The 25127-nt window shown below is 43.2% G+C and carries 25 protein-coding genes and 1 pseudogene; 3 read left to right on the top strand and 23 right to left on the bottom strand.

Annotation, left to right across the window (positions count from 1 at the left end; translation table 11 throughout):
- Position 1: 1 nt before the first annotated feature.
- Positions 2-832 (top strand): tetratricopeptide repeat protein, encoded by an 831-nt coding sequence (locus tag BUB05_RS16090; protein WP_073050640.1) that lies wholly within the window; start codon positions 2-4, stop codon positions 830-832.
- Complete coding sequence (locus tag BUB05_RS16085) at positions 829-3078, top strand: cell envelope integrity TolA family protein (protein WP_073050639.1); 2250 nt, start codon at positions 829-831, stop codon at positions 3076-3078. Before BUB05_RS16090 ends, BUB05_RS16085 begins: the two co-directional genes overlap by 4 nt.
- Before the next feature lie 189 nt (positions 3079-3267).
- Here the strand turns inward: BUB05_RS16085 and BUB05_RS16080 are convergent, their stop codons facing one another.
- The 23 genes from BUB05_RS16080 to BUB05_RS15970 form a co-directional block, all read right to left on the bottom strand.
- Positions 3268-4641: a PhoH family protein gene (locus BUB05_RS16080; RefSeq protein ID WP_073050638.1), complete on the bottom strand. Its 1374-nt coding sequence runs from the start codon at positions 4639-4641 to the stop codon at positions 3268-3270.
- Between the two features lie 202 nt (positions 4642-4843).
- Positions 4844-5254: a F0F1 ATP synthase subunit epsilon gene (locus tag BUB05_RS16075; protein WP_073050637.1), complete on the bottom strand. Its 411-nt coding sequence runs from the start codon at positions 5252-5254 to the stop codon at positions 4844-4846.
- Between the two features lie 32 nt (positions 5255-5286).
- Positions 5287-6696, bottom strand: coding sequence for a F0F1 ATP synthase subunit beta (gene atpD / locus BUB05_RS16070; protein WP_073050636.1), 1410 nt, complete (start codon positions 6694-6696; stop codon positions 5287-5289).
- Between the two features lie 18 nt (positions 6697-6714).
- Positions 6715-7578, bottom strand: coding sequence for an ATP synthase F1 subunit gamma (atpG, locus tag BUB05_RS16065; RefSeq protein WP_073050635.1), 864 nt, complete (start codon positions 7576-7578; stop codon positions 6715-6717).
- Positions 7579-7610: 32 nt separating this feature from the next.
- Positions 7611-9119 (bottom strand): F0F1 ATP synthase subunit alpha, encoded by a 1509-nt coding sequence (gene atpA / locus BUB05_RS16060; RefSeq protein ID WP_073050634.1) that lies wholly within the window; start codon positions 9117-9119, stop codon positions 7611-7613.
- A 20-nt stretch (positions 9120-9139) separates the two neighbouring features.
- Positions 9140-9682 (bottom strand): F0F1 ATP synthase subunit delta, encoded by a 543-nt coding sequence (locus BUB05_RS16055; protein ID WP_073050633.1) that lies wholly within the window; start codon positions 9680-9682, stop codon positions 9140-9142.
- Positions 9670-10179 (bottom strand): F0F1 ATP synthase subunit B, encoded by a 510-nt coding sequence (atpF, locus tag BUB05_RS16050; protein WP_073050632.1) that lies wholly within the window; start codon positions 10177-10179, stop codon positions 9670-9672. The genes BUB05_RS16055 and atpF overlap by 13 nt, the downstream gene beginning before the upstream one ends.
- 63 nt (positions 10180-10242) lie before the next feature.
- Positions 10243-10509: an ATP synthase F0 subunit C gene (gene atpE / locus BUB05_RS16045; RefSeq protein ID WP_073050631.1), complete on the bottom strand. Its 267-nt coding sequence runs from the start codon at positions 10507-10509 to the stop codon at positions 10243-10245.
- A 52-nt stretch (positions 10510-10561) separates the two neighbouring features.
- Positions 10562-11092, bottom strand: a complete 531-nt coding sequence (gene atpE, locus BUB05_RS16040; RefSeq protein WP_073050651.1) for an ATP synthase F0 subunit C — start codon at positions 11090-11092, stop codon at positions 10562-10564.
- A 45-nt stretch (positions 11093-11137) separates the two neighbouring features.
- Positions 11138-11869 (bottom strand): F0F1 ATP synthase subunit A, encoded by a 732-nt coding sequence (locus BUB05_RS16035; protein WP_073050630.1) that lies wholly within the window; start codon positions 11867-11869, stop codon positions 11138-11140.
- Positions 11869-12276, bottom strand: coding sequence for an ATP synthase subunit I (locus tag BUB05_RS16030; protein WP_073050629.1), 408 nt, complete (start codon positions 12274-12276; stop codon positions 11869-11871). The genes BUB05_RS16035 and BUB05_RS16030 overlap by 1 nt, the downstream gene beginning before the upstream one ends.
- A gap of 38 nt (positions 12277-12314) precedes the next feature.
- On the bottom strand, positions 12315-12533 hold the full coding sequence (locus BUB05_RS16025) for an AtpZ/AtpI family protein (RefSeq protein ID WP_073050628.1): 219 nt from the start codon (positions 12531-12533) through the stop codon (positions 12315-12317).
- An 800-nt stretch (positions 12534-13333) separates the two neighbouring features.
- Positions 13334-14095, bottom strand: coding sequence for a malonate transporter subunit MadM (gene madM / locus BUB05_RS16020; RefSeq protein WP_073050627.1), 762 nt, complete (start codon positions 14093-14095; stop codon positions 13334-13336).
- Positions 14092-14490, bottom strand: a complete 399-nt coding sequence (gene madL / locus BUB05_RS16015) for a malonate transporter subunit MadL (protein WP_073050626.1) — start codon at positions 14488-14490, stop codon at positions 14092-14094. The genes madM and madL overlap by 4 nt, the downstream gene beginning before the upstream one ends.
- Complete coding sequence (locus tag BUB05_RS16010; RefSeq protein ID WP_073050625.1) at positions 14490-15677, bottom strand: CaiB/BaiF CoA transferase family protein; 1188 nt, start codon at positions 15675-15677, stop codon at positions 14490-14492. Before BUB05_RS16010 ends, madL begins: the two co-directional genes overlap by 1 nt.
- A 262-nt stretch (positions 15678-15939) precedes the next feature.
- Positions 15940-17253, bottom strand: a complete 1314-nt coding sequence (locus BUB05_RS16005; RefSeq protein WP_073050624.1) for a sigma-54-dependent transcriptional regulator — start codon at positions 17251-17253, stop codon at positions 15940-15942.
- Positions 17254-17257: 4 nt separating this feature from the next.
- Positions 17258-19420 carry a PAS domain-containing sensor histidine kinase gene (locus BUB05_RS16000; protein ID WP_073050623.1) on the bottom strand — a complete coding sequence of 721 codons (2163 nt, stop codon included), beginning with the start codon at positions 19418-19420 and terminating at the stop codon, positions 17258-17260.
- Between the two features lie 56 nt (positions 19421-19476).
- A complete protein-coding gene (gene wecB, locus BUB05_RS15995; RefSeq protein ID WP_073050622.1) occupies positions 19477-20589 on the bottom strand; it encodes a non-hydrolyzing UDP-N-acetylglucosamine 2-epimerase in 1113 nt (370 codons plus the stop codon).
- A 447-nt stretch (positions 20590-21036) separates the two neighbouring features.
- Complete coding sequence (locus BUB05_RS15990; protein WP_073050621.1) at positions 21037-22065, bottom strand: MraY family glycosyltransferase; 1029 nt, start codon at positions 22063-22065, stop codon at positions 21037-21039.
- Positions 22066-22575, bottom strand: coding sequence for a deoxycytidylate deaminase (locus BUB05_RS15985; protein ID WP_073050620.1), 510 nt, complete (start codon positions 22573-22575; stop codon positions 22066-22068).
- Positions 22559-23011 carry a ribose 5-phosphate isomerase B gene (gene rpiB / locus BUB05_RS15980; RefSeq protein ID WP_073050619.1) on the bottom strand — a complete coding sequence of 151 codons (453 nt, stop codon included), beginning with the start codon at positions 23009-23011 and terminating at the stop codon, positions 22559-22561. The genes BUB05_RS15985 and rpiB overlap by 17 nt, the downstream gene beginning before the upstream one ends.
- Entirely contained in the window at positions 23008-23712 is a 705-nt protein-coding gene (locus BUB05_RS15975) for a low molecular weight protein arginine phosphatase (protein WP_073050618.1), read from the bottom strand. Before BUB05_RS15975 ends, rpiB begins: the two co-directional genes overlap by 4 nt.
- Positions 23713-24768, bottom strand: a complete 1056-nt coding sequence (locus BUB05_RS15970; RefSeq protein ID WP_073050617.1) for an L-threonylcarbamoyladenylate synthase — start codon at positions 24766-24768, stop codon at positions 23713-23715.
- A gap of 204 nt (positions 24769-24972) precedes the next feature.
- Between BUB05_RS15970 and BUB05_RS18495 the strand changes: the two are divergent.
- Positions 24973-25127: pseudogene (locus BUB05_RS18495) on the top strand (helix-turn-helix domain-containing protein); the annotation flags it as partial.

Raw genomic sequence — 25127 nt, 5'->3', positions numbered from 1 at the left:
TATGATGTTGATATTTGGAATATGCATCCTGTTTGGTGCTCTTTTGGAAATGATCCTTACAGCTTTCTCCTTCAGCAGTCTTATGGTAATGGCATTTGGACTCGTGCTGGCAGTAGTAAGCCTTGCAGGCAATAAACTGTTCAAGGGAATCGGAAAGAACGCCCTTTCGCTTATAGTCATCCTGGTTGCCCTTTTGGTTGTTGCAGGCATCTCCCATATGGAAGAATCCCTGGACAAGGAAACAAGGGACATACTCAGCCAAGCGGAAAAAGTGAAAACAGAAGAGGGTTACGAGGCAGCCATCGACTTTCTGGAAAACAGCAATGCAGGAGATGGATGGAGAAAAGAAGCCGCCCTCCTCATAGGTAACCTTTATATGGAAGAGTCCAAATTCACGGAAGGAGCAGGTGCATATTATCAGGTTTTGAAAAAGTTACCTGACGATATGGCTGTACGGACACTATACGCAGAAGCTCTGTATATGAAAAACGACTATAAGAATACACTTGATCAGGGACTGCACATGGCAGAGCTGGACCCAGAATACAGCAAGGCCTACGTCATCATAGGCGATGCCTACAAGGGCTATAATGACCATTTCCGGGAAATATTCTACTACAAGATTGCAGTAGGTCTTGATGAAACATCGGTGGTCAACAGGCTTAGACTTGCCGAGGCCTACGGCAATTCACAGTCGGAGGAGGAAGCAATAGAACAGTATGAAATCGCAAAGGAACTTGCGGACACTTTCGATGAGGAAACCCTTGTATATGAAAGCTATCTCAGGTTCACCGACATTGGTTCAACAGAAACAGAGGAGGTGCAGCCATGAAAAAACATTTACTCATATGCCTGTTTATTGCAGTGACTCTATTGTTTAATCCGGTTTCAGCCTCAGCCGACCTGGACGGAAGAGCCATATTTGACGATATTGATGATATGACATCGGAAGAGATCGTTGCAGAAATGAAATACGTTGCTGCCATGGCCAAGGATGGAAAGTACTACCCTCAGGACCGCCTCCATGCCCTTGAGCAGCAGCTTGCCAAGAATCAGACGGCAGAGATTGAAAGGTTCAAGGATCAGTTGAAAAAGGATGCAGAGATAGCCAAGCAGGTGGATGACCTAAAAGCAAAAGCAATTGCCAAGGCTCAGGAAAAGGGAAGCGAACTTTACGGCAAGCACGAGGATGAAATAAAGGCCTATGTCGAAGATCAGGCAAGAAGGGCGCTTAAGATGTCCGAAACCGACTGGCAGGCAAGGAAGGACGAGTTCAACAAGATGTACAAGGAAGGGTCCGAGGCCTATGAGAAGCACCTTGCAGGTTATGTGGAGATGGCGCAAAAGGCCTATGACGCATACAATGCATACAACCAGGCAAAATCCGACCATCCCGAAGCTCCTGAAGCTGCACAAAAGCTGGTGGGTTTCCTGAACGCCACAGGTCAGGTTCTCAATTTTGCAGGGGAAAAGATGGATAAAACCCCTTTGAGACCAATCGGTGAAATCCTCAAGCTGTACGGCGCAGCCACAGGTCTCGGAAACACTGCAGCAACCACTGCATGGAATTACGTACACAGGGACGGCATCAATCCATATTTTGAATCACAGTACAGCAAAGGATTTGAAAAGGCGGGCCTTGACATAACCGATCACATGTTCATTGAAAAATCAAACCTTATGCTTTTTGATAAAAACATGAGGATACTAAAGCTACCAAACGGCGAATATGTCGTATTCAACGACAAATTCGAGATAGTACCGGGAAGCAACGGAAAAATGCTGACGGCAGCCGAATACGAGAAACTTGAGCAGCTATACGTGTCCTATGCCAACGGCAAGGAGGAGGGCTGGCCAAATCTGACTGCAGAGCAGCTTGCCCAGCTTGTGAGGGGTGAAAAAATCAAGGTCACCGTTGATGACAATTGGTGGCCGAGAAGCGATGAAATAAAAGAGTTTACCCTTGAATCACTCATGGCCTTGGGTGAAAAACATGCCGATAGAACCATGTCAGACGATTTCTATACATCGATTGACAGGATCCTTAACGGCGACCAAAGTTTGTTTGGCGAAATTGGCGACAGGCTCTTTGGAAACGCAAGGGACCGCAGGAATGAAATATGGGAGCTCTTTTCCCAATATCAGGATAACAATCCAAGCTACGACAGCCTGATTCATGACAGGGAAGCCTTTCTTGAATGGATAAAGGAAATCAAGGAAGCAAACAAGGATCTTTCTCCCGAGGAACTAAAGGATCTTATCAGGGTAATACTTGCCATGGGTACCAAGGATGAGAACCGCGGGAATGATGATGACAAGGATAAAAATCCCCTGGTTAACGCATTGGGGGAAATCGATCCCCAAGTCACAGGAGCGAATGCATCAGGAATAAATACTGGAGAATCCACTGGCGGCAACAACGAACACTGGACACAAAATACGCCTGAAGACTTCAACGGAACCAGTGACAGCGGCTTCTCAAACACAGGAGGGACAAACAGGCCAATGCCGGGAGGCAGCTATCCCCAAGGGATTGGAATACCGGTTCTGAAGCCTAATATTTATCTCTACCCCGAAAAGGAAGAAGCAATAAAGGTGACGTTCAGATATCCAAGACAATTGACTACGGTAATACCGGACTACATGAATTACTGGAAAGTCACCGCTACGCCCGACGGACTCATTGACGATACATACAGCTTTCTCTTCTATGAAGCTCTTGTAAACGACATCTTCTTCCAGAAAAACTTTGGCTGGAAACTGCCTGTCGACAACAGAGAAATTATTATGGAAGAAATACTCGACCTGTACAGATTCAATGAACAGGAAAAGGATGATTTCATGGTATTCTGGCTGGACAAGCTGGATGGGAAGACGGATTACCTTGTCTATCCACAGGAAACGGTCATCATCGATCGTGTAATGCCAGTATATGTAACACCCATCCCAAACAAGACATACAGGATATGGTTCTACTTCATACCCGCAGATGGCACTGAAATCGTCGAGCCTGAATCCGTCGAGGTCATAGTGCGCGAAGGATTCACTCTTGTGGAGTGGGGCGGCATGTACGAATAGGGTGAAAAAAGACTGGAAATTGTTGCTGCACTTGCAACAACCAATTCCAGTCTTTTCTTATAGTCTAAGAAATTCAAATATGCATAACCCCTTGAAGCGTTGGTATTATGCGGTTAAGGGGAATTTCTGCGACCTCTTAAAAAATGCTTACGCATTTTACGCAACGTAGCTGCTTTCTTGCTTATCTTATTACATCCTCTTGGAAGACTCGTATGCCAGCAGTGATCTTTCACAGTCCTTCTCTGACAGGGAAACCTGGTAGCAGAGTCCGCTTCCCTTCATCTTTTCAGATGCATAGGAAAGTCCGTTTGTCCTTGAGTCAAGGAAGGGATGGTCTATCTGGGCAGGGTCTCCGGCAAGTATGATTTTCGTGCCGATTCCCGCTCTTGTTATTATCCCCTTTACCTGTCTCGGTGTAAGGTTTTGAGCCTCGTCTATGAGGACCCACTGGTTCACTATGGATCGTCCCCTTATGAAGGCAATGGCCTCCGTAGTTAGAACTCCGTTTTCAAAAAGCTCCTTTATCTTGTAGGAAAGGTCCACGTCCTGGGTGAACTTCTTTTTCGAATCCAATGTCATGAGTATTTCTAGATTGTCTATTATGGGCCTCATATATGGTGCAATCTTTTCCTCTTCGGTTCCGGGAAGGAATCCTATGTCCTCGTCCATTTTCACATTGGGTCTGCATACCAGGATTTTCCTGTAGAATCTGCTGTGCTCGTGAAGTATCTTGTGAAGACCTACAGCCATTGAATAAAATGTCTTGGCAGTTCCTGCCGGGCCCTTTATTATTACGAGAGGTGCCTTGTCCGCATCCTGCATGAGGGATTCCTGGATGAATTTCTGGTATACGCTTCTAGGGCTCACGCCAAATGGCTTGTCCGTATCATAGGTCAAGGGTACTATCTTTTCACCGTCGAATCTTCCCAATGCTGAATGCTTCTCGTTTGTATTTGATTTTATAATGAAAAACTCGTTCATCGTAGCTTCGTAGCCCATTTTTTCAAATTCCGGGGTATACATGAACAACTGACTTGGCAGTATATATCCATTCTTATAGAATGATGTAATGTCATGATCCTCCGCAACAACTTCTGCAACTCCCTTGTACTGTTCGTCATAGGAAGGAACCTGCTCCGCGAAGAAGTCCTGCACCTTAATTCCTATAACTTCCGCCTTGATTCTCAGGAACACATCCTTTGAAATGAGAATTACATTTTCTCCCTTGTCCATTAGACCCTTGCATACCCTCAATATCCGGTTGTCGTTCTTGTGTTTAAGCCAGCTGTCAGGAAGCTCTATATCGGTGTGATTCAGCTCAATCCTTATTGATCCTCCTCCAGGCAGCTGAACTCCTTCGATAAGATTTCCCTTTTTCCTCAGGTCGTCCATTATCCTTGCGGCTTCCCTGGCATGGGCACCAAGGTCCGATGATTCGCTCTTGAACTTGTCGAGCTCTTCCAGGACAATATCGGCTATTACAATATCGTGCTCATCAAACTGATACAGTGAATACGGTGTCTGGAGTATTACGTTCGTATCTAGTACAAAGGTTTTCTTCATGCATTATACCCCCTATATATTGTGTTTGTTATTATATATTATACTATATAATTATGAATTTTTCATTACCTTTATGTTACGTCAAGGTAAAACAGCATGCGGATTAACATGCATCAGACATGAGGTCAAGCCCCGTGTCTGGTAAAAGCAGAAAAAAAGACATGGGGCCTGACCCCATGTCTTGTCTCTTGTTCAAATATTTCTAGTGTCTGCTGGGCAGCTTTGCCACTCCGATTCTTGTAACCGCCTTTTTAAGAGCTATCTCGGCTCTCAGGATGTCAAGACCTTCAACCTTCTGCTCAAGCCTTTTCTCAGCCCTGACTCTGGCCTGCTCGGCCCTTTCGATGTCTATCTCATCCGGCCACTCGGCTGTATCGCTTAGGATTACAACCTTTTCTTCAAGGACTTCCATATATCCCTGCGAAAGAGCGGCGCTTTTGAATTGTCCGTCATCCTTTATCCTGACCTGTCCTATTGACAATGGCGTTACAAATGGTTCGTGGTCTTTCAATATGCCCATTTCTCCAGCTATTCCCCTGACAACAATCATGTCTGCTTCACCCTGGTAAAACATTCTGTCCGGAGTTACTATTTCAAGCTTGAATTTAGCCATGAATTCACCAACCTTTCTTAGTACTCAAGGTACTAAGCTTCTCTCTGCATTTTCATTTTAGCAGCTTTTGCAACAACCTCGTCTATAGTTCCTACAAGCAGGAATGCCTGCTCGGGAAGATCGTCGTGCTTGCCGTCAAGTATCTCCCTGAATCCTCTGATTGTTTCCTTAAGAGGTACGTAAACACCAGGAGTACCCGTGAACTGCTCCGCAACGTGGAAGTTCTGAGACAGGAATCTCTCGATTCTTCTCGCTCTTGATACGACAATCTTGTCCTCGTCTGAAAGCTCGTCCATACCAAGGATTGCGATTATGTCAAGAAGCTCGTTGTATCTTTGAAGAACCTCCTGAACCTCTCTTGCAACCTGGTAGTGCTCTTCACCGATTATCTGGGGATCAAGTATCCTTGAAGATGAATCAAGTGGATCCACTGCAGGGTAGATACCTTTTTCGGATATCTTCCTTGAAAGTACCGTCTTGGCATCAAGGTGGGCAAATGTAGTTGCCGGTGCAGGGTCAGTAAGGTCGTCGGCAGGAACGTATACAGCCTGTACGGAAGTGATTGATCCCTTCTTTGTGGAAGTGATCCTTTCCTGAAGCTGACCCATCTCCGTAGCCAGTGTAGGCTGGTATCCAACGGCTGATGGAATACGTCCAAGAAGTGCAGAAACCTCTGAACCTGCCTGTGTAAATCTGAATATGTTGTCTATGAAGAGAAGAACGTCCTGTCCCTCTTCATCCCTGTAGTGCTCCGCCATGGTAAGACCTGAAAGTGCAACTCTCATCCTCGCTCCTGGCGGCTCGTTCATCTGACCGAAAACAAGTGCAGTCTTGTCGATAACACCTGAGTCTATCATTTCGTAGTAAAGGTCGTTTCCTTCCCTTGTTCTCTCTCCAACACCTGCGAAAACGGAAAGTCCACCGTGCTCCTTGGCGATGTTGTTGATAAGCTCCTGGATAAGAACGGTTTTACCAACTCCGGCTCCGCCGAAGAGACCGATCTTACCACCCTTTGAGTAAGGACAGATAAGGTCAACTACCTTGATTCCGGTTTCAAAAATTTCAGTGCTTGTACTTTGTTCTTCGTAAAGAGGAGCTTCCCTGTGTATAGGTGCTCTCGATGCTTCAACATCAGGCTTGCCGTCTATAGGCTCTCCCAAAACGTTGAACATCCTTCCAAGAACTTCCTTTCCTACGGGTACCGTTATAGGTGCTCCCGTATTTACCGCTTCCATTCCTCTTGAAAAACCGTCGGTAGAGTCCATTGCGATGCACCTTACAGTATCGTCTCCGATATGCAGTGCAACCTCAACCACTACCGTTCTATCTTCAACTTTTATTTCGATGGCGTTTAGAAGTTCAGGAAGATTCTCTTCACTAAATTCAATATCTATTACAGGACCGATTACCTGCTTGACCCTGCCTATATTTAATTCAGCCATATTTTTCACTTCCTTTCTTTAATTAAGAGCGTCGGCACCCGCCACAATCTCAGAGATCTCCTGAGTGATGGCTGCCTGTCTGGCTCTGTTGTACACAAGCTGAAGCTCATCTATCATATCTTCAGCATTGTCTGTTGCATTTTCCATGGCAATCCTTCTTGATCCCGACTCACTTGCCGACGACTCTACGCATGCACCGAATACTACGGAATTCATGTATTTCGGCACAAGGTATTCAAGAACGGACTCCGGTGAGGGTTCATATCTGAAAAGTACCGGGAACTCTTCCTCTGCCTCTTCCTTGTTGTTTTCAAGCTCAACGGGAAGTATCTTTAGAGCATGAGGCTCGTAGGCAATGGTACTTACAAATTCAGTATAAACCACGTATATTGCGTCTATTTCCTTGTTTTTGTACATTTCGACAGCTTCAGTACAGATTTCAACGGCAACTTCCAGCGAAGGAGTTTCAGAAACCCCTGTATAGGAGCTTATGATTTCATAACCTCTTGCATTGAAGAAATCCCTTCCCTTGGACCCTATGGTCACAAGCTTGGCCTTGGACTTGTCAGTCACCTTCTGTTCCACAAGCTTGCAAATGTTGGAGTTGTATCCGCCTGCAAGTCCCCTGTCTCCAGTTATGACTATGTACAGGGAATTCTCAATCTCTCTCTTGTCTATGAAAGGATGTCTTATTCCCTTTGTATGCGTCATTATTTCCGTAATGGAATTGACTATCGTATTAAAGTATGGTTTAGATGCATCAAGCTTGTTTCTGGCTCTTTTGAGCTTTGCAGTGGCAACCAGTTCCATAGCCTTTGTAATCTGCTTGGTGCTGGTGACACTTTTGATCCTTCGCTTGATGTCATTCATATTTTGACCCAACTTTTCACCTCCTGACTGTTACAGCCAGCCACTTAGGCCAGGAAACCCTTTTTGAATTCCGCTACTGCGTCGTCTATTTTAGATTTGGTTTCATCATCAAGTTTTGATGATTCCTTGATGACCTTTCCAATCTCCGGATAATTGTCACCCATGAAGCTGAAGAATTCACCTTCAAACTCGCTCACTCTGTCAACGGGAACGTCAGACAGATATCTCTTGTTGGCAAGGTAAATCATCATAACCTGATTTTCAACCTTTATAGGTGAATATTGAGGCTGCTTGATCATCTGCATCAGTCTTTCACCATGGTCAAGAGTAGCCTTTGTCTCAGGATCAAGCTCGGAACCAAACTGCGCAAAGGCAGCAAGCTCCCTGTACTGTGCAAGCTCAAGCTTAAGCATACCTGCAACTGATTTCATGGCCTTGATCTGAGCTGAACCTCCAACCCTTGAAACCGAAAGTCCGGCGTTGATTGCAGGTCTTTGTCCCTTGTTGAAAAGCTCCGTCTCAAGGAAGATCTGTCCGTCGGTTATGGATATAACGTTTGTTGGTATGTATGCTGAAATGTCTCCAGCCTGAGTCTCGATTATTGGAAGAGCAGTTATTGATCCTCCACCGTACGCATCGTCAAGTCTTGCAGCACGCTCAAGAAGTCTCGAGTGAAGGTAGAATACGTCTCCAGGATAAGCCTCACGTCCCGGCGGTCTTCTAAGAAGAAGCGACAGTGCACGGTATGCAACGGCATGCTTTGAAAGATCATCGTATATGATCAGCACGTCCTTGCCGTTGTACATGAATTCCTCTCCAATGGCAACACCGGCATATGGCGCGATGTACTGGAGTGGTGCAAGCTCACTTGCAGTTGCAGAAACAACGATGGAATAATCCATAGCCCCGCTGCTTTCAAGAGTTTCAACTATTTTGGCAACAGTTGATCTTTTCTGACCTATTGCAACATAAATACATATTACATCCTGTCCCTTCTGGTTAAGGATTGTATCTACAGCAATAGTAGTCTTTCCAGTCTCCCTGTCGCCTATGATAAGCTCTCTCTGGCCTCTTCCTATCGGTATCATGGAGTCTATTGCCTTGATACCTGTCTGAAGAGGTACAGTTACTGATTTTCTTGATATAACACCTGAAGCTTTTGATTCAACAGGTCTAAATTTTTCAGTGTTTATTGGTCCTTTTCCATCTATTGGCTGTCCAAGTGAATTGACAACCCTTCCGATCATTGCATCACCAACAGGAACCTCTATTATCCTCTTGGTTCTCTTTACCGTGTCACCTTCTTTGATTCCTTTGTCACTACCCATCATAACACAACCTACGTTGTCTTCCTCAAGGTTAAGCGCCATACCGAAAACATCGTTACCGAAATCAAGGAGCTCACCGTACATGCAATTTTCAAGACCGTGGATTCTTGCAATTCCGTCACCAACCTGTATAACCGTACCAACGTCTACAGTATCCAGCTTGGTGTCATATCTCTTTATCTGTTCTTTGATTATTGAACTAATTTCTTCTGGTCTCAGATTCATTGCTTTATCTCACCCCTGTCCTATACTATTATTTCTTTCAAACTTGTTTGTATTTTGTTCAATTTTCCTCTAAGTGTACCATCGATAACTTTGTCTCCAAGTTTAATCATTACTCCACCTAGAACACTTTCGTCAACCTCATTTACAAGATCGATTTCCTTTCCTGTCATGACCTTGAGCCTGTCAACCAGCGCGGCCTTTTCCTTACCGCCAAGCTCCGTCGTAGTTATTGCAGTCGCCTTTACTATCCCCTTGTGGTCATAAATGAGATTTTCAAATTCCTTGACTATGGAAAAAAGGTCTTTGATCCTTCTCTTGTCAAGGAGTATCTTCATGAAATTGCTGATTTCAGTGCAGGCCTTGCCCTTGAATACTTCATCAACAACCTTTTTCTTTTCATCCGTATTGATTTTAGGAGACTTCAGTATCTCGTAAAAATCAGGATATTCCTTCATCAAGCCGTCTATGGCCTTAAGTTCTTCCAGATACAAATCCAGAGAATCATTATCAAGGCCCACCTCGAACAAAGCCTGTGAATACGTTTTTGCTACTAATTCTGCCATTTTGCATCCCCTACCTGTTCTATGAATTTGTTGACGATTGTCTTGTTGGTGTCTTCATCAACTTCATTTTCAAGTACTTTCGATGCAGCCAGTATTGCAAGTGAAGATATTTCATCCTTGATCTCGTTGATGGCTTTCTTCTTTTCTACCTCTATATCCGCTTCAGCTTTTTCCTTCTGCCTTGCAACCATTTCCCTTGCTTCCTTGATCATGTTGTTTGATTTTTCGTCAGCATTTCTGGTAGCCTTGGCTATGATTTCTCTTCCTTCTTCTTCGGCAGATTGAAGCTTTCCATAATACTCTACCTTGTATTTCTCAGCTTCGTTGCTAATTCTTTCAGCATCGTTCAACGAATCGGAAATACTTTTTTCTCTAGCTTCTATAACTTCAGTGACCGGAGCAAACAAGAATTTTTTCAAAAGCAAATACAGAATGAACGTATTCAGAATCTGAAAAACGAATGTCCAGTTTAATTCTACTAATCCTGCTTTAAGCATTCAGCTGCCTCCTTTCAATATTTTATTTGCAATTATCCTCTGTTATGGCAATAACTGGGATAATTAAAGCAATCCGATTAGTGGATTTGCAAATAACAATATCAAGGCTACAATAAGACCGTAGATACCAGTTGTCTCGGCAACAGCTGCTCCAAGAAGCATTGTTCTGATTATATCTCCCTGTGCTTCAGGCTGTCTTCCAACTCCCTCTGCACCTTTACCTGCTGCGTATCCCTGTCCTATACCAGGTCCTATACCTGCGATCATCGCCAAACCGGCTCCTATTGCTGAACATGCTAGTATTAAAGCTCTTCCTGTGATTGGTTCCATTATTCTTTCCTCCTAGAATTCAAATTTAATAAATTTTGCAAATTTTTTCAAATTAAAGTAATTTTGTTAGCGGATTTGCAAACATGAGTACAAGCGCAACTATAAGCGCATATATACCTGTTGTCTGTGCAACCGCCTGACCCAAGAACATGGTTCTTACTACCGCCGACTGGAATTTAGGTCTTCTTCCAACCGCCTCTGTACTTTTCCCTGCTGCATAGCCCTGTCCGATTCCAGGTCCTATTCCTGCTATCATGGAGAATCCAGCTCCTATGGCTGCAGCTGCAAGTATTATTCCTGCACCCGATGCCGTTACAAGAGGATTACCATACAAGAGAATCAATGCAACTACTAGAGCAAGTATACCGGAGGTTTCCGCCACGGCTGCGCCCAGAAGCATAACCATAGTCACCTGTTTGCTGGCCTTGGGATTTATCCCTACAGCTTCAGCTCCCTTTCCTGCAGCATAGCCCTGTCCGATTCCAGGTCCTATTCCTGCTATCATGGCAAGTCCCGCTCCTATGCATGATGCCGCAAGGATGAGCACTCTAGGTTCAAAGGTTGCAAGCCAGTTCAAAAACATTTGAATAAAATTGACGTTTTCCAATATCGCTCCTCCTTCCTTTGTTTAATCCATTGCCATAGACACATTTACCATTGTAAGCATGGTAAATATGAATGATTGTAGTACGCCTGCGAACAAGTCAAAATAGATATGAAGTACTGCAGGTATACCGGTTTGAAGAATTGGTGGTGCTGCGGGTCCAAAAATCTTGGCACTCAATCCAGCCAACGCCCCGTATATCAGTTTCATGATAATAAGTCCGCCCACTATGTTTCCGAAGAGACGAAAACCAAGTGAAATCGGTGTCGCCAGTTCTCCTACGATGTTAAGCGGCAACATGGGCGCCAATGGTTCAGCAAACCCTTTCAGGTATGTTCCTACACCCTTTCTTTTCGCTCCAAATACGTGGATCATGGTGAAGGTAATCATTGCACATCCCATTGTTGTATTGACATCCGCAGTGGGAGGTCTGAAACCCAACAAGCCTGCAAGGTTTGAAATAGCCAAAAATATCAAAAGAGTCCCCATATATGGTGCAAAACTTTTTTTATCTTCTCCCATTGTTTGTGCTGTAAGGTTGTTTATGCTATCTACAAGCATTTCAAGAACTATCTGTCCTCTGCCAGGCACCTTTTTCAGGTTTCTGGTCGCCCTAATGGAAAGCAAAACGACTACAGCCATTATCAGCCACGTTACCGTAACAGTTTCTGTAATTTGAAAATTGCCGAGGATTTCCAATCCCGGAATGGGTGAGCCGGAATCCCAGACAATAATTGGGCCAAATCCAGTATCCATCACTTTTCCTCCTTTCTTCTAAAAATTCTTTTATAATAAGTCCTGTCATTAAACAGATTAGTGACAAGTATTATAAACTTGATAGACAACAGTCCGATGATTGTTGCCAAAGCATTGATATAGTCCGCCTTAAGGGAGACTATGAGCACAACAGCCATTATGGCGAACCTTATGAAATAACTTATGGAAGCGTATGCCTGTGCACTCCCGGGGTTCATCTTGACAGCCTTTTCCACCGTCCTTGCCAGCTGCATGAAATTCAATATGCCTATGAAACCTCCAAATATGAAGCCGTAGGTCCACTTTAAAGGCTCATTCAAAAAAAGGAATGAAAATATTATTAAAACGCATAATACAATCAAGTTTTTCTTTATTATCTTCACTTGCAGTTTTGCTGTTTCATTCATAATCCACTCCACTTAATTTACTAACCAACATACTTAAATCACTTCTTGTTGCCCTTCATTGCAATCTTGTACAAATTCATAAAGGCTGCTCCGGTCCCTATGATGATGAATATGAGAAGGAACTTGTTTCCCGTACCGAACTTGTCGTCAAGGAACCGTCCCACCAAAAGTCCTCCAAAAATGGGGACTATCATCATAATACCTATCTGGGTCAGGAGCGCCAGGTTTTGGAAAATCTTCAATTTATTTTTGTCCATACCGCCACCTTAAATAATCCATGTGTATATTTATTAATAACCAATATTCAATTTTCATATTGTAGATAATGCAGCTCCGCTGCAAATTGAATCCACACAGAAAAGTATATAACTTTTTTATTGGGAAATCAACACATTCGTTGTATCAGGAACAATATGTTTTAGCCAACGTTTTCCCTAATACACAGTTTGCAAATCTGATTCCACAAAGATGTAAGTTACTGTATACAATGGTTTTTGCTTACAAAAAAAGAGCAACAAAACAAACGCATCTACGGCGTATTTGCTTAATTACTCCATACTATACAAAAACACAAAAATGTCACAACTGTGTTACACAATCTATACTATACAATCAACATAAAGAATATTATCATATTTGGTATATGAAGTCAATTTAATTACTTCACGGTGTACAAAAACACAAAAATGTCACGACTGTGTTAAACAATCTATACTATACAATCAACATAAAGAATATTATCATATTTGGTATATGATGTCAATGGATTTCGGGCTTTTTTGTTAAAATTATAACAATAAACATGTGAGTTTTTTTAATGCCCGCCGGGCACCTGTCGACCCGCCAAATCAATCAGCACTCATCCCATTCCGCAATAATTTCCCCAACCGTTCAAACACCACATTCTTGACATCCAAATGCAATCAAAGGCAATTGTCGGTTACGACCAAATAAAACTATGAGAATATGTTAAAAATATAGCATTCATTGCCCTAATACCAAATAGTAGTTAATTTAACAAAGAAATGAACCCATTCCGGGTTCATTTCACAACTTGTCAACCGATTAAAGCCCTAATCAAAATGAATCCGAGTGATGGACAGAACAAGCTTCCAAGCCCTGTATAGAATGTAGCTGTCATAGCACCATAAGGTATCAGTTTCTCGTCAGTTGCAGCCAGTCCGCCTGCAACTCCGCTGGTGGTTCCTATCATTCCTCCATAAACCATGGCTGATGTAGGGTTGTCCAGACCAACCTTGGGAGCTATGAAAGGTGTTATGATCATAGTAAGAACGGATTTAACCACACCTGCAGCTATGGATATGGCAATGACATCGGAGCTCGCACCCAGGGCACCTCCTGTAACAGGTCCAACAACAAATGTTACGGCCCCTCCTCCTATGGTTGCTACGTCAACAGGATCGGTATATCCCAGAGCGAAAGCGAATATTGATCCGACTATAAAGGAGAACAGCACTCCTATAATCAATGCGACAGTACCCGGAAGTCCCGCCTTTTTCAAGTTCTCAAATTTAACGCCGAAGGCAGTTGAAATTATGGCATAGTCTCTCATCATTCCGCCGCCAAGTAGCCCTATCCCTGAAAATAAAGCTACATCAGAGAGACCCTTGCTTCCTCCTGTATATTTTCCTGCAACGAAGGAAAGAGCAAGGCCTACAACAATTGCTATTGCAGATCCCATCCTTCTTTGCTTGATTGAACTTGCAAAAGTATAAGAAATAATCATTATTACTGCTACGGCCAGAAATGCCCCGACCAAGGCGTATTTCGTAAAAATGCTCACTATTGTACCACTCATGCTCTCTTACCTCCTAGATCCTTTTCAACATCATTTTTGCCAGCAGTAAGTTTGGAAATTACAGGAACCAACAGAATGGCTCCTATGGTAGCCACACCACCTGCCAGGAAGGCCACTGCTCCTCCCTCAAAAGCTGCAACAACATTTTGATTTGCTGCCATTGCCACAATTATAGGAATATAGAGGGCACTCAGCAGTCTGATTCCATTCTGTGTTCTTTCACTGAGGGGTTTTCCCTTTGATTCCCTGTAGTTTGTAAAAACAACCAGCATAAGCATGGCGAATCCGACTCCACCTACATTCCCGCTGATTCCAAGAACTTTTCCCAAAGTCATTCCTATGAAAGAGCCAATATACATGCAAATCGCAACTATACCAAATCCATAAATTTCCATTATATAATTCCACCTTCCTTTAGTTTTTCCACATCCTCATGGCCGTATCCAAGATATTGTCCCAAAACTTCCACACTGTGCTGCCCCAGAACAGGAGCGGCAAACCTGATCGCATCGCTGCAGTCGCTTATCTTGATAGGTATTCCCGGCATGTGAAGTTCTCCAGCAACAGGATGTTCCACCATCTGTATCATGTTCCTTGCATTGACATGCTCATCCTTAACAACCATTCCAATATCGTTTATAGGTCCGCATGGCACTCCGCCTTCTGTCAGCATGGTGTACCATTCTTCCGTCGTCTTTCCTGCTATCTTTTCCGCTACCATGGGCCTTAATATATCATAATGCTCGTTCCTCAATGGATTTGTCTTGAACTTTTCATCGCTTGTCAGGTCTTCCCTTTCAATGAGCTTGCAGAACCTGGCCCACAGATTGTCATTTCCAACCGCTATCATTATCTTGCCGTCGCTGGTGTCAAACGGCTCGAAGGGCGTTATGGATGCATGCTTGTTTCCTGCCGGTGCAGGTGATGCTCCCGTTGCAAAGTACCTTGCTACTGCATTTTCAAGAATTGCAACCTGACAGTCAAGCATGGAAACGTCAACCTTCATTCCTTCGCCTGTCAAGTTTCTCTTGTTGATGGATGAAAGTATTCCCACTGCCGTAAACATTCCTGCAAATATGTCTCCTACGGAAGGGCCTACTCTCGTGGGTTCTCCACCTTTCTGTCCCGTGATACTCATTATTCCTCCCATGGCCTGTACAACTCCATCATAGGCAGGTCTTTTGCTGTATGGTCCGTAGTGACCAAATCCTGAAGATGCCGCATAGATGAGATTTGGATTTATTTCCTTTAAGACGTCATAGCCCAAACCAAGCTTTTCCATGGTTCCCGGCCTGTAGTTCTCAACCAGTATGTCAAACTTCTTTACTAGCTCCTTGAGCAGATTCTTTCCTTCCTCTGTCTTCAGGTTCAAGGTGATGCTTTTCTTGTTTCTGTTGATGCTCATGAAATAGGCGCTTTCCTCACCGACATAGGGACCGAATGCTCTTGAGTCATCCCCCTTCCCCGGCATTTCAACCTTTACTACCTCCGCTCCAAGATCCGCCAGGACCATGGTACAGTATGGACCTGCCAAAACCCTTGTAAGGTCCAGAACCTTGATGTTCTCCAATGGTAAATGCATAATATATACCTTCCTTTTTTATTTGAAAATATATAGTGCATGAAACGTGCCAAAACGAAAAACATTTGCTGTTTTAACCCTCTATTCAGTCGACAAAACGGAAAAGGAATTTTATCCATCATTACAATGCCAACGTTTTCTCCAATCGCGTATGTTAAAAATCTCTCATTCTCCACAAAAGCATGACATTGTTAAAACTGGAAAAAAGACATAAAAAAAGTGGTTAAAAACTGACCACCGGCCAATTTTTAACCACTTTTTTCTATTCCGTCTCTATTCCATACTTCTTCATCTTGTTCCTGAGAGTCGTCCTTGTCATTCCAAGCTTCTGCGAAGCATGTGTGATATTGAAATTGTTCTCTTTCAGAGTCCTGACAATTATATCCCTTTCCGCTTCCTTCAATTCCGAATTTGCATACTCCCTTTTCTTTAAGAAAACATCCTCCGGAAGATCATCTGTCCTGATCATATCGTTGCCTGAAAGTATGAGTATCCTCTCCACCGTATTCCTTAGCTCCCTGATATTCCCCTGCCAGTCATGGTTTACCAGAAGCTCCATTGCAGCATCATCTATTCCCTCAATGTCCGTATCGATTCTGCTTTTGTAAAATTGAAGGTAATGTTCCAAAAGCAGGGGTATATCCTCTCTTCTTTTCCTCAAAGGTTCGATTTTAATAGGGATAATATTCAGCCTGTAGTAAAGATCCTCCCTGAACATCCCGTTCTTTATCTCATATTTCAGGTCCTTGTTTGTGGCAGAAATTATCATGGCATCGAATTCCACTTCCTCCGTACTGCCAAGGCGCCTGAATTTCTTTTCCTGTATTGCCCTAAGAAGCTTCTTCTGCAGGGACATGTCCATGTCTCCAACTTCATCCAGGAACAGAATGCCCCTGTTTGACTTTTCCATAAGGCCAAGCTTCTTGCTTTTTGCCTCGGTAAATGCACCCTTTTCATGTCCGAAAAGCTCGCTTTCCTGGAGGGTCTTGGGTATGGCAGCACAGTTCAATGCAACGAACTGTCTGTCTTCTCCCAGACTTTCAGCTATGCTCCTTGCCACCACTTCCTTTCCCGTTCCACTTTCACCGGTGATCATGATATTGGTATTCATTCCCTTCTCTGCAATCCTGCCAATCATTCTTCTTATATCAGAAATATTCCCGCTCTCACCAATCAGTCTCGTTTCAGAACCCTCGTCCACACGGTTCTTCTTTTCTATGAACTTTCTCATGTTCTCGACGGATTCTATTACATCCATTATATTGAATGGCTTGGTGTAATAGTCGTATGCTCCCAGCTTCATGGCCTTCACGGCCAGTCTGACCTCGCTGATATAGGTGATCATTATGACTGTAACATCCATCTTAAGCCTGTTTATTCTTTCAAGAACCTCTATGCCGTCTATTCCCGGAAGCTTGATATCTATTATGGCCAGGTCTATCTTATTGTTCATTATGATATCAAGGCCTTCCTCTCCTGATTCCGCTGCGAAAACTTGAATTCCCTTCAGTTTTTTTATTCCTGTCTTGAGGGAAAATCTTATACTTTTCTCATCATCGATTATTAGAACATTCATCACATCACTCCTCTTCCTTTGGAATCGCTATTACAAACTCCGTACCTTCTCCATATGCACTGGAAACTTCAATTTTGCAATTGTTGTCCCTTACCGTCTTATAGGCGGAAGACAATCCCAGTCCGGTCCCGTCTTTTTTCGTTGTATAGAAAGGTTCAAATATCCTGTCCAGTTCATCTTCCTTCATTCCAACGCCGTCATCCCTTATCCTTATTCTTGTCTCCAGTTCTCCGTCAAAAATGGCTATATCTATATGCCCGTCCTCACCTATGGCCTGGATTGCATTCTTCAATATGTTTATCAAGGCCTGCTTGAAATTTCTTCTGTCTATATTTGCATAAATATTGTCACTGTCGCTTGAAACCCTGACCTTGATGTCCCTGTTTATCATTTCAGCCCTCATGATATTGACCGCCTCCTGGACGAGATGGTTGATATCTATATCAAGCTCCTTGGATTCATTGGACCTGATGAAATTAAGAAAACTCAGAACTATCTTGTTGAGTTCGGCTATCTCGTCGCCAATCAGTCCAAGAATCTCCTCCTTCTCTTCTTCATCGGTCATGTCGCTTCTGTAGAGATCCAGTAGGTTATTCAGTCCTGCAAGGGGATTTCCTATGTCATGGATTATGGAAGATGAAAACTCGCCTATTATACTAAGCCTGTCTTCTCTTTTAAGTTCCTCCTCCATCTTCTTAATGACCTCGAGATTGCTTATGAGAAGAACATATCCTATTTTTTCATTAAGTGCATTCCTTACCCTTGAACACACTATCCTGCACGGGATATTCCTTCCATAGCCGCTGAGGAGGGAGACTTCCTTCTCCATGATTCCCATTCCACCTTTGGTCAGGCCTCCTATGATGCTTTCAATGTCACAATGTATCATATCACTGAACAGATGATAGTCGCCATTGATCACCTTTTCACTTTCATAACCGCTTATTTCTTCTGCTGCCCTGTTGAACATAACTATTCTGTCATCATGATCCACAACTATGATGCCGTTTCCTGCGCTCATCAATATGTTGTCCAGATACTGTCTTGTCTCGTTTTCCCTTCTGACGGAATTATTGAGTTCCTCAACCTTCCTGTCCAGATTCACCGACATCTCCTTGAAGGTTGCTGCCAGTTCACCTATCTCATCCCTTCTATCGGTTTCAATATTCATGCTGCCGCCACTGCTCCATGCCCTTACGGAATCGACCAGTCTATTCAATGGAGTGGTTATTCCTCTCGAAAGTATGAATCCCAGTACAAAACCTACGGCGATTATTATGAGTGCTATGAACTTCATGTCATTTACCACGCCATAGGCTTCCCTGTATAGAACATCTTCCTCCTGCTCCAAAAGAACTGCAAGATTGGCGCCTTCAACAAAGGTTGCCGCCACATAAAATTCGTTGCCCCCTCTTGTTAAAACACCGATTCCCTCCTTGCCTGTAGAAAGGAAATCGTACATATCGGTTTTTTTACCATCCACTTCTATGACTACATGCTCCATGGAGGTTATTTCATCATCCACGAGATCTTCATAGGGATTGACTATTATGGACCCGAAGGAGTCTACAACCCATATTCCACCACTGAAGGTTGAATCCGTTTTTCCAATCTCATCCTTCATTTCCTTGAGGGGTATTCCCGCCGCAACCAAGCCTTCAAGTCCGTCATTTACCGTTACAGGAGCCGCCAGCACAAAGTGGGGCTGATTCAGGACCCTGCTCATGTACAACCTGCTTGTGAAAGGCTCCCGGTTTTCCATTATGTAATTATAGTAATCCCTGTCGGTATACGTCTTTTCCTCTATTGCAACTTTGTTGTATGGTTTCGAATAAATCATCCGTCCTTCATCACTCATGTAGAACACAAGGTCAAAGTAGTTGTAATTGTCGAAAAGCCTCTCTATCTCATAATATATGTTGTCCTCTGTCAACTCCCTTTCGGATATGTATCTGGCCGAGGTTACAACATCATCCATTGCTGAATCCAGATAGGTGCCTATTTTCTTGCTCATGAGCTCGGACATGACCATGTTCTTGGACAGCTTTTCCTCCAGTGAATTTTCCTGTACATGACCCACTATGAGGAATATGCTCATAAAAATAATAACGGAAAGATATATTGCAAAAAATGACGGTATTTTAAACTTAATGCTTTGAAACCTCATGGTACCCTCCACATAAAAAATGAACTCTATTAGAGTCCATTATATAACATTTCTATTTATTTTAACAGTATGTCCCTTATCCTCTGGGCCGACTTTCCGTCACCATAGGGATTCACTGCATTTGCCATTTTTTTGTAGCTTTCCTCGTTCCTTACAAGGTCTGTGAGCATTTCATAAACAGTCTCTTCTTCCACACCTGCAAGCTTTGCTGTTCCCGCCTCTATTCCTTCAGGTCTCTCGGTTTCCCTTCTCACTACAAGTACCGGCTTTCCTAAAGAAGGTGCCTCTTCCTGTATTCCTCCTGAATCGGTAACCACTATGTGACACTTTCCGATAAGATTTGCAAAAGGAAGGTAATCAACCGGCTCAATGAGATGAACCTTTTCATTGTCGCCGAAAACCTCTTTGGCAATCTCCCTTACCTTTGGATTGAGATGCACTGGATAGATGACCTCAACATCGTCATTCTCCTCCACAACCCTTTTAACTGCAGTAAAGATGTTCCTCATAGGCTGACCCAGATTTTCCCTTCGGTGGGAGGTAAGAAGTACAACCTTTTTATTTTCATAATCTATTTCATTAAGAAGATCATCCTCAAAAATATATTCGTCATCCACAACCTGAAGCAGAGCATCTATTACAGTGTTTCCCGTAATGAAGATCTTGTCCTCGGGATAGTCTTCCTTCAACAAGTTGTTCCTTGAAGTTTCAGTGGGTGCAAAGTGGTATTCTGTAACCACACCTGTCATCTTCCTGTTTGCCTCCTCGGGATATGGAGAATAGATGTTGCCGCTTCTGAGACCTGCTTCAACGTGGCCGACCTTCACTCCATTGTAGAATCCTGCAAGGGCCCCTGCAAATACCGTGGTTGTATCCCCCTGTACTAGGAGAACATCAGGCTTGAATTCCTTGATGACATTCTCTATGCCCTTCATTGCCCTTTCCGTAATCTGTGAAAGGGACTGTCCATGCTCAAAAATATCAAGATCGTAATCAGGCTCGATGTCAAAGATCTTAAGAACCTGGTCCAGCATGTCCCTGTGCTGAGCCGTAACGCAAACCCTGTGCTCTATCTTCTCCTCATCATTCAGAACCTTGACCACGGGAGCCATCTTCACAGCCTCCGGCCTAGTCCCGAATACGGTGAGGACTCTTAGTTTTTCACTCATATATACCTTCCTTTTTCTCGTAAAATATAAAGCTATTATTTTATAAATTAACTACTACAAGCGGTAATTTTAGATTTAAACGAGGTCTCGACTTGGAGGCTCGTCAATCAACCTTATCAATAAAAGATTGTCGTGCCGACGGAGTAGGGAGTTTAAATATATAATTACTGCGATACGATGTATAAGTAAATAAAGCAATACAATAATAAGCAGCAATCATAGATATATAATTGCTGCAATGCTATTCTATTTGTTTTCTTCTCTTCAAGATTTAAATTGAGCAGGAAACCTAAATATATCACCGGCACTAGCAGGGATTAAAGATTTAGGTGAGGTCTCGACTTCGAGGTTCGACATTCCACCTTGTTAAATTAAAGAATGTCGTTCCGAGGGAGTAGGGAACCTAAATATTTAATTCCTGCGGTAATCCTACTTTTTCCAGCTTATTTAAATCTTCTTCTTGTCTCCCAACAGTCCAATTTTCCCGCCAGCCAGCACAATAAGCCCTGCCGTCACAGCTACAACTATTGTACCCGCAACAGGCTCCGAGCCTGTTATGAATATTGCTGCCGCACCGAATGCTATGCTGATGACATAAAGTATCAACACAGTTTGCTTCTGTGAAAAACCTATGTCAAGGAGCCTGTGGTGAACATGCCCCTTGTCTGCCTCCATTATTGGCTTCTTGTTTATCATCCTTCTTACTATTGCAAAGGATGTGTCAAATATTGGTATTCCAAGTACAAATATCATTACTACTATTGTAACGGCTGTAACGGTTTTCATAACTCCCGCTATAGACAGCACTGCAAGCATGTAGCCCAGGAACAATGCTCCCGTATCTCCCATGAATATCTTTGCCGGATTGAAATTGAAGGGCAAAAATCCAAGGGATGCACCTGCTACTATTGCGCACTCTATTATTATAAAACTGAAGCCGTGGATGGCAGAAATCACCATGAGGGTCGTTGCCGCAATTGCCGCAACTCCTGAAGCAAGTCCATCTATTCCATCTATAAGGTTAATTGTATTCGTTATGCCCACAATCCAAAACAAGGTTGCCGGAATGGACAGATTAACAAGATAGACGAAATCCGAGCTTGGAAAAGGATTGCTTATCCACTGTATCTTGACTCCTCCATACAACGTTATTACAGCCGCCAATATCTGTGCAGCCATCTTCCACTTTGCGGATATGTCCTTTATATCGTCTATAAGACCTGTAAAGAATATTATTGTTCCACCTGCAATTATGGAAATACTCATCCTGTCGATTTCCGTGAAAAGCAGCATGCATATTATTGTGGATGCATATATGGCTGCTCCTCCAAGGTAAGGAATGGGCTTCTTGTGAAGCTTCCTCGGATCCTTTGGATGATCCAGTACATTGAGCTTAAAAGCCAGATGCCTGGCATACGGCGTAAACAGAAATGAAAGCATGAACGCCACTGCAAATGCTGCAATTATTGATTTCATTTAAACACCCTCTTTCCCCTTTGTGGATTCGGAAATCCTTTCCGGCAGCTTCTCCTCTGCAATCCACTTTTCTACACTTATTTGTCTGTAGTTATCCTTGTCGTCCCTTATTACTATATGGGCTATTCCTGCATTTATTATCATTCTCTTGCACATGATGCAGGAATCAGTGTTTTCTACATATTCTCCAGTTGTGCATTCCTTTCCGACAAGAAATATGGTGCTGTCGATCATGTCTCTTCTCGAAGCCGATATTATTGCATTTGCCTCTGCATGAACGCTTCTGCAAAGCTCATAGTTCGTTCCCGAAGGAATGTTCATCTCCTTCCTGAGACAGTACCCGAGATCGGAACAGTTCTTTCGTCCCCTCGGAGCACCCGTATATCCAGTTGAAATTATTTCGTCATTTTTAACTATTACCGCGCCGTAGTTTCTTCTGAGGCAGGTACCCCTGTTCAGCACTGTTTCAGCAATATCCAAATAATAGTTAAGCTTATCCCTTCTCGACATTGTTTTCGTACTCCGTTATCTTGTCTATCCTTCTTGCATGTCTTCCGCCTTCAAAGTCGGAATGGATCCATGCCTGTACGATTCTCAGCGCCAGGTCTCTTCCTACGACTCTTCCGCCCATTGCAAGTACGTTTGAATCGTTGTGGGCCCTTGTCATTTCTGCAGAGTATACATCATGGCACAATGCGCATCTGATTCCCCTGACCTTGTTTGCCGATATGGATATTCCTATTCCCGTACCGCAGATTACTATTCCTCTTTCGGCACGTCCTGAAGCCACTTCATAAGCGGCCTTGAGACCATAATCGGGATAGTCTACCGATTCCGTGTTGTACGTACCCATATCCTTGACTTCATATCCCTGTCCTACGAGATACTCCTTTACAATTTCCTTCAATTCAAATCCACCGTGATCACTTGCCATTGCTATTCTCATTTTACCTGCTCCTCAATAATTTTTTTCACAATATTGTTCATAATTTGCGTTATTTCTTCAGATGTGCTCTTGTATACAGCTTCGGGCTTCCCATAGGGATCTGCCACATCCAAGTCCTTAAGCTTGTTTTCTATCACCTTTATTTTTGATATGTCAACCTTGTCAAGATGGCTTTCCTTTCCTCTCAACATTTCAATTTCACTTTCTACCTGTTCCAGCTCTTTTTCCAGTCTTTCCTTTTTTTCCTCAAGACTCTTTATTCTTTCTATCCTTGCCTTATCCAATTCCTCTCGCTTTTCATCGGAGGTAGCATATATGGTCCCCAGCTCGTCAAGAATATCCTCAGAGTCAAGATTTCCCATGGCAAATTCCTTCAAGGTGAAGGTTTTTGCAGCGGCCTCGGGAATCATCGTAGCAATGATATGCTTGTGATTCCTTGTCATTGCCAGTATGAGGTCTGATTCCCTCACGAGACTCATTGACAGCTGCCTTGATTCATGGTCGCTGATATCTATTCCCTGGTCCTTCAATACCTTGATTGCCTTTTCATTTGCAGGCAGACCGTTTTGAGCAGTTATTCCTGCGGATACTATCTGCACGTCCTTTTCATCATATCCGAACTTGGCGAAGACATCCCTCAGTATTCCTTCTGCCATCGGACTTCTGCATGTATTTCCTGTACAAACTATCAGTATTTTCATCTAATCACCACACTTAACAATTCTGCCCCCTGAAGCTTTCCTTAGCCTGTTCATGACTGCTGCTCCAATATTGCTTTCCTCAATCCCTTCTACAAGGATAACGTCCATGTTCAATTCGTCGGCTTTTCTGAGCATCCTGAATAAATTAGACGATATTTCTTCCGGTTTTGTTCTGGAACCAAGGCTGAAAATTATTCCCTCGTTGTATTTTCCTATGTTTTCATCGGTGCAAAGTATCATTGTTCTCAATGATTTCGAAAGCATTTCTCTTGTCACCCTGATTATTTCAGGATATATGGAGTCACTTTCCCCTACAAAAAGTACCACTTCTCCATTTGGAGAATAATGGGTATATTTCTGCCCCGGCGATCTTGGTGTCTCATGGGATCCATAGTAATCCAACGCCGGGTCGTAGACCACCGAATCAAGAACCCGCGAAATGTCTTCTATTGTAATCCCTCCAGGCCTTAAAATCATTGGAGGATCATTTAATACATCTATTACAGTGGACTCGACTCCGTAGTAACAGTCTCCTCCATCGATAATAGCATCAACCCTTCCATCCAGATCCTCAATGACATGACCGACGCTTGTCGGGCTTGGCTTGCCTGAAATATTGGCACTTGGCGCCGCAACAGGAACTCCTGCCGCCTTTATTATAGCCAGCGCTATTTTCGAATCCGGCATTCTCACTGCAACAGTCGTAAGTCCTGCAGTTATTCTTTCCGGCACCGTGTCCTTCTTCCTGAAGAGCAAAGTAAGTGCTCCAGGCCAGAAATTTTCCATAAGCAACCTTGCCTTTTCGGGTATGCTTTCCACAATATTCTCCAACTGGTCCATGTCGCTTATATGTACAATGAGAGGATTGTCGGAAGGTCTCCCCTTTGCAGAGAATATCCTTTCCACTGCAGTTTCGTCCAAGGCGTTAGCCCCAAGTCCGTAAACCGTTTCTGTAGGGAACACTACGGTTCCACCCTCCCTTAGGATTTTCCCGATTTCCATTATATCATCCCAGTCCATGGGCTTGCTGTTCATGTCGTATATTCTTGTATTCATTAAACACCTCGTCAACAAGGATTATTATATCCCAGAAGCAATGATTTATCAACAAAAGAAGGCACTTTTTAAAAAAAATTCTGATTGATTTGTGATAATGTCTTATCATACCGTTTGAGAAAATGTCCCAAAGCAAAGCAGAAAGTAATATACTAGAACCTCATGAAAAATGTGAGGTGCATAATGAGAAAGGTAAACTTAAATATGAATGAAAATCAGAAGTATGAAATAATCAAGCGATTAGTTGAGACAGATGGAAACAAAGAAAGAGCGGCAATAACGTTGGGATGTACAAGAAGGCATGTGAACAGGATGATAGCTAGGTACAAGGAACAAGGGAAAAGCTGCTTTGTTCACGG

The organism is Dethiosulfatibacter aminovorans DSM 17477 (genome assembly GCF_900142005.1).
GTDB classification, from domain to species: Bacteria; Bacillota; Clostridia; order Tissierellales; family Dethiosulfatibacteraceae; genus Dethiosulfatibacter; species Dethiosulfatibacter aminovorans.
The sequence above is the reverse complement of the archived record's forward strand: the minus strand, read 5'-3'. Positions and strand labels throughout refer to the sequence as shown.

What these genes read in the sequence shown, in the direction of transcription:
- BUB05_RS16010 (WP_073050625.1), bottom strand. Translation starts at nt 15,677, where the DNA reads ATGCATTTACCATTGGAGAACATCAAGGTTCTGGACCTTACAAGGGTT.
- BUB05_RS16035 (WP_073050630.1), bottom strand. Translation starts at nt 11,869, where the DNA reads ATGGATACTGGATTTGGCCCAATTATTGTCTGGGATTCCGGCTCACCC.
- atpA (WP_073050634.1), bottom strand. Translation starts at nt 9,119, where the DNA reads ATGAATCTGAGACCAGAAGAAATTAGTTCAATAATCAAAGAACAGATA.
- BUB05_RS16000 (WP_073050623.1), bottom strand. Translation starts at nt 19,420, where the DNA reads ATGAGGTTTCAAAGCATTAAGTTTAAAATACCGTCATTTTTTGCAATA.
- madL (WP_073050626.1), bottom strand. Translation starts at nt 14,490, where the DNA reads ATGGAAATTTATGGATTTGGTATAGTTGCGATTTGCATGTATATTGGC.
- BUB05_RS16025 (WP_073050628.1), bottom strand. Translation starts at nt 12,533, where the DNA reads ATGGACAAAAATAAATTGAAGATTTTCCAAAACCTGGCGCTCCTGACC.
- BUB05_RS16080 (WP_073050638.1), bottom strand. Translation starts at nt 4,641, where the DNA reads ATGAAGAAAACCTTTGTACTAGATACGAACGTAATACTCCAGACACCG.
- rpiB (WP_073050619.1), bottom strand. Translation starts at nt 23,011, where the DNA reads ATGAGAATAGCAATGGCAAGTGATCACGGTGGATTTGAATTGAAGGAA.
- atpF (WP_073050632.1), bottom strand. Translation starts at nt 10,179, where the DNA reads ATGCTTAAAGCAGGATTAGTAGAATTAAACTGGACATTCGTTTTTCAG.
- atpE (WP_073050631.1), bottom strand. Translation starts at nt 10,509, where the DNA reads ATGGAACCAATCACAGGAAGAGCTTTAATACTAGCATGTTCAGCAATA.
- BUB05_RS16030 (WP_073050629.1), bottom strand. Translation starts at nt 12,276, where the DNA reads ATGAATGAAACAGCAAAACTGCAAGTGAAGATAATAAAGAAAAACTTG.
- BUB05_RS16005 (WP_073050624.1), bottom strand. Translation starts at nt 17,253, where the DNA reads ATGAATGTTCTAATAATCGATGATGAGAAAAGTATAAGATTTTCCCTC.
- BUB05_RS16085 (WP_073050639.1), top strand. Translation starts at nt 829, where the DNA reads ATGAAAAAACATTTACTCATATGCCTGTTTATTGCAGTGACTCTATTG.
- BUB05_RS15975 (WP_073050618.1), bottom strand. Translation starts at nt 23,712, where the DNA reads ATGAAAATACTGATAGTTTGTACAGGAAATACATGCAGAAGTCCGATG.
- wecB (WP_073050622.1), bottom strand. Translation starts at nt 20,589, where the DNA reads ATGAGTGAAAAACTAAGAGTCCTCACCGTATTCGGGACTAGGCCGGAG.
- BUB05_RS16055 (WP_073050633.1), bottom strand. Translation starts at nt 9,682, where the DNA reads ATGGCAGAATTAGTAGCAAAAACGTATTCACAGGCTTTGTTCGAGGTG.
- BUB05_RS15985 (WP_073050620.1), bottom strand. Translation starts at nt 22,575, where the DNA reads ATGTCGAGAAGGGATAAGCTTAACTATTATTTGGATATTGCTGAAACA.
- madM (WP_073050627.1), bottom strand. Translation starts at nt 14,095, where the DNA reads ATGAGTGGTACAATAGTGAGCATTTTTACGAAATACGCCTTGGTCGGG.
- atpD (WP_073050636.1), bottom strand. Translation starts at nt 6,696, where the DNA reads ATGGCTGAATTAAATATAGGCAGGGTCAAGCAGGTAATCGGTCCTGTA.
- BUB05_RS16090 (WP_073050640.1), top strand. Translation starts at nt 2, where the DNA reads ATGATGTTGATATTTGGAATATGCATCCTGTTTGGTGCTCTTTTGGAA.
- atpE (WP_073050651.1), bottom strand. Translation starts at nt 11,092, where the DNA reads ATGTTTTTGAACTGGCTTGCAACCTTTGAACCTAGAGTGCTCATCCTT.
- BUB05_RS15990 (WP_073050621.1), bottom strand. Translation starts at nt 22,065, where the DNA reads ATGAAATCAATAATTGCAGCATTTGCAGTGGCGTTCATGCTTTCATTT.
- BUB05_RS16075 (WP_073050637.1), bottom strand. Translation starts at nt 5,254, where the DNA reads ATGGCTAAATTCAAGCTTGAAATAGTAACTCCGGACAGAATGTTTTAC.
- BUB05_RS15970 (WP_073050617.1), bottom strand. Translation starts at nt 24,768, where the DNA reads ATGAATACAAGAATATACGACATGAACAGCAAGCCCATGGACTGGGAT.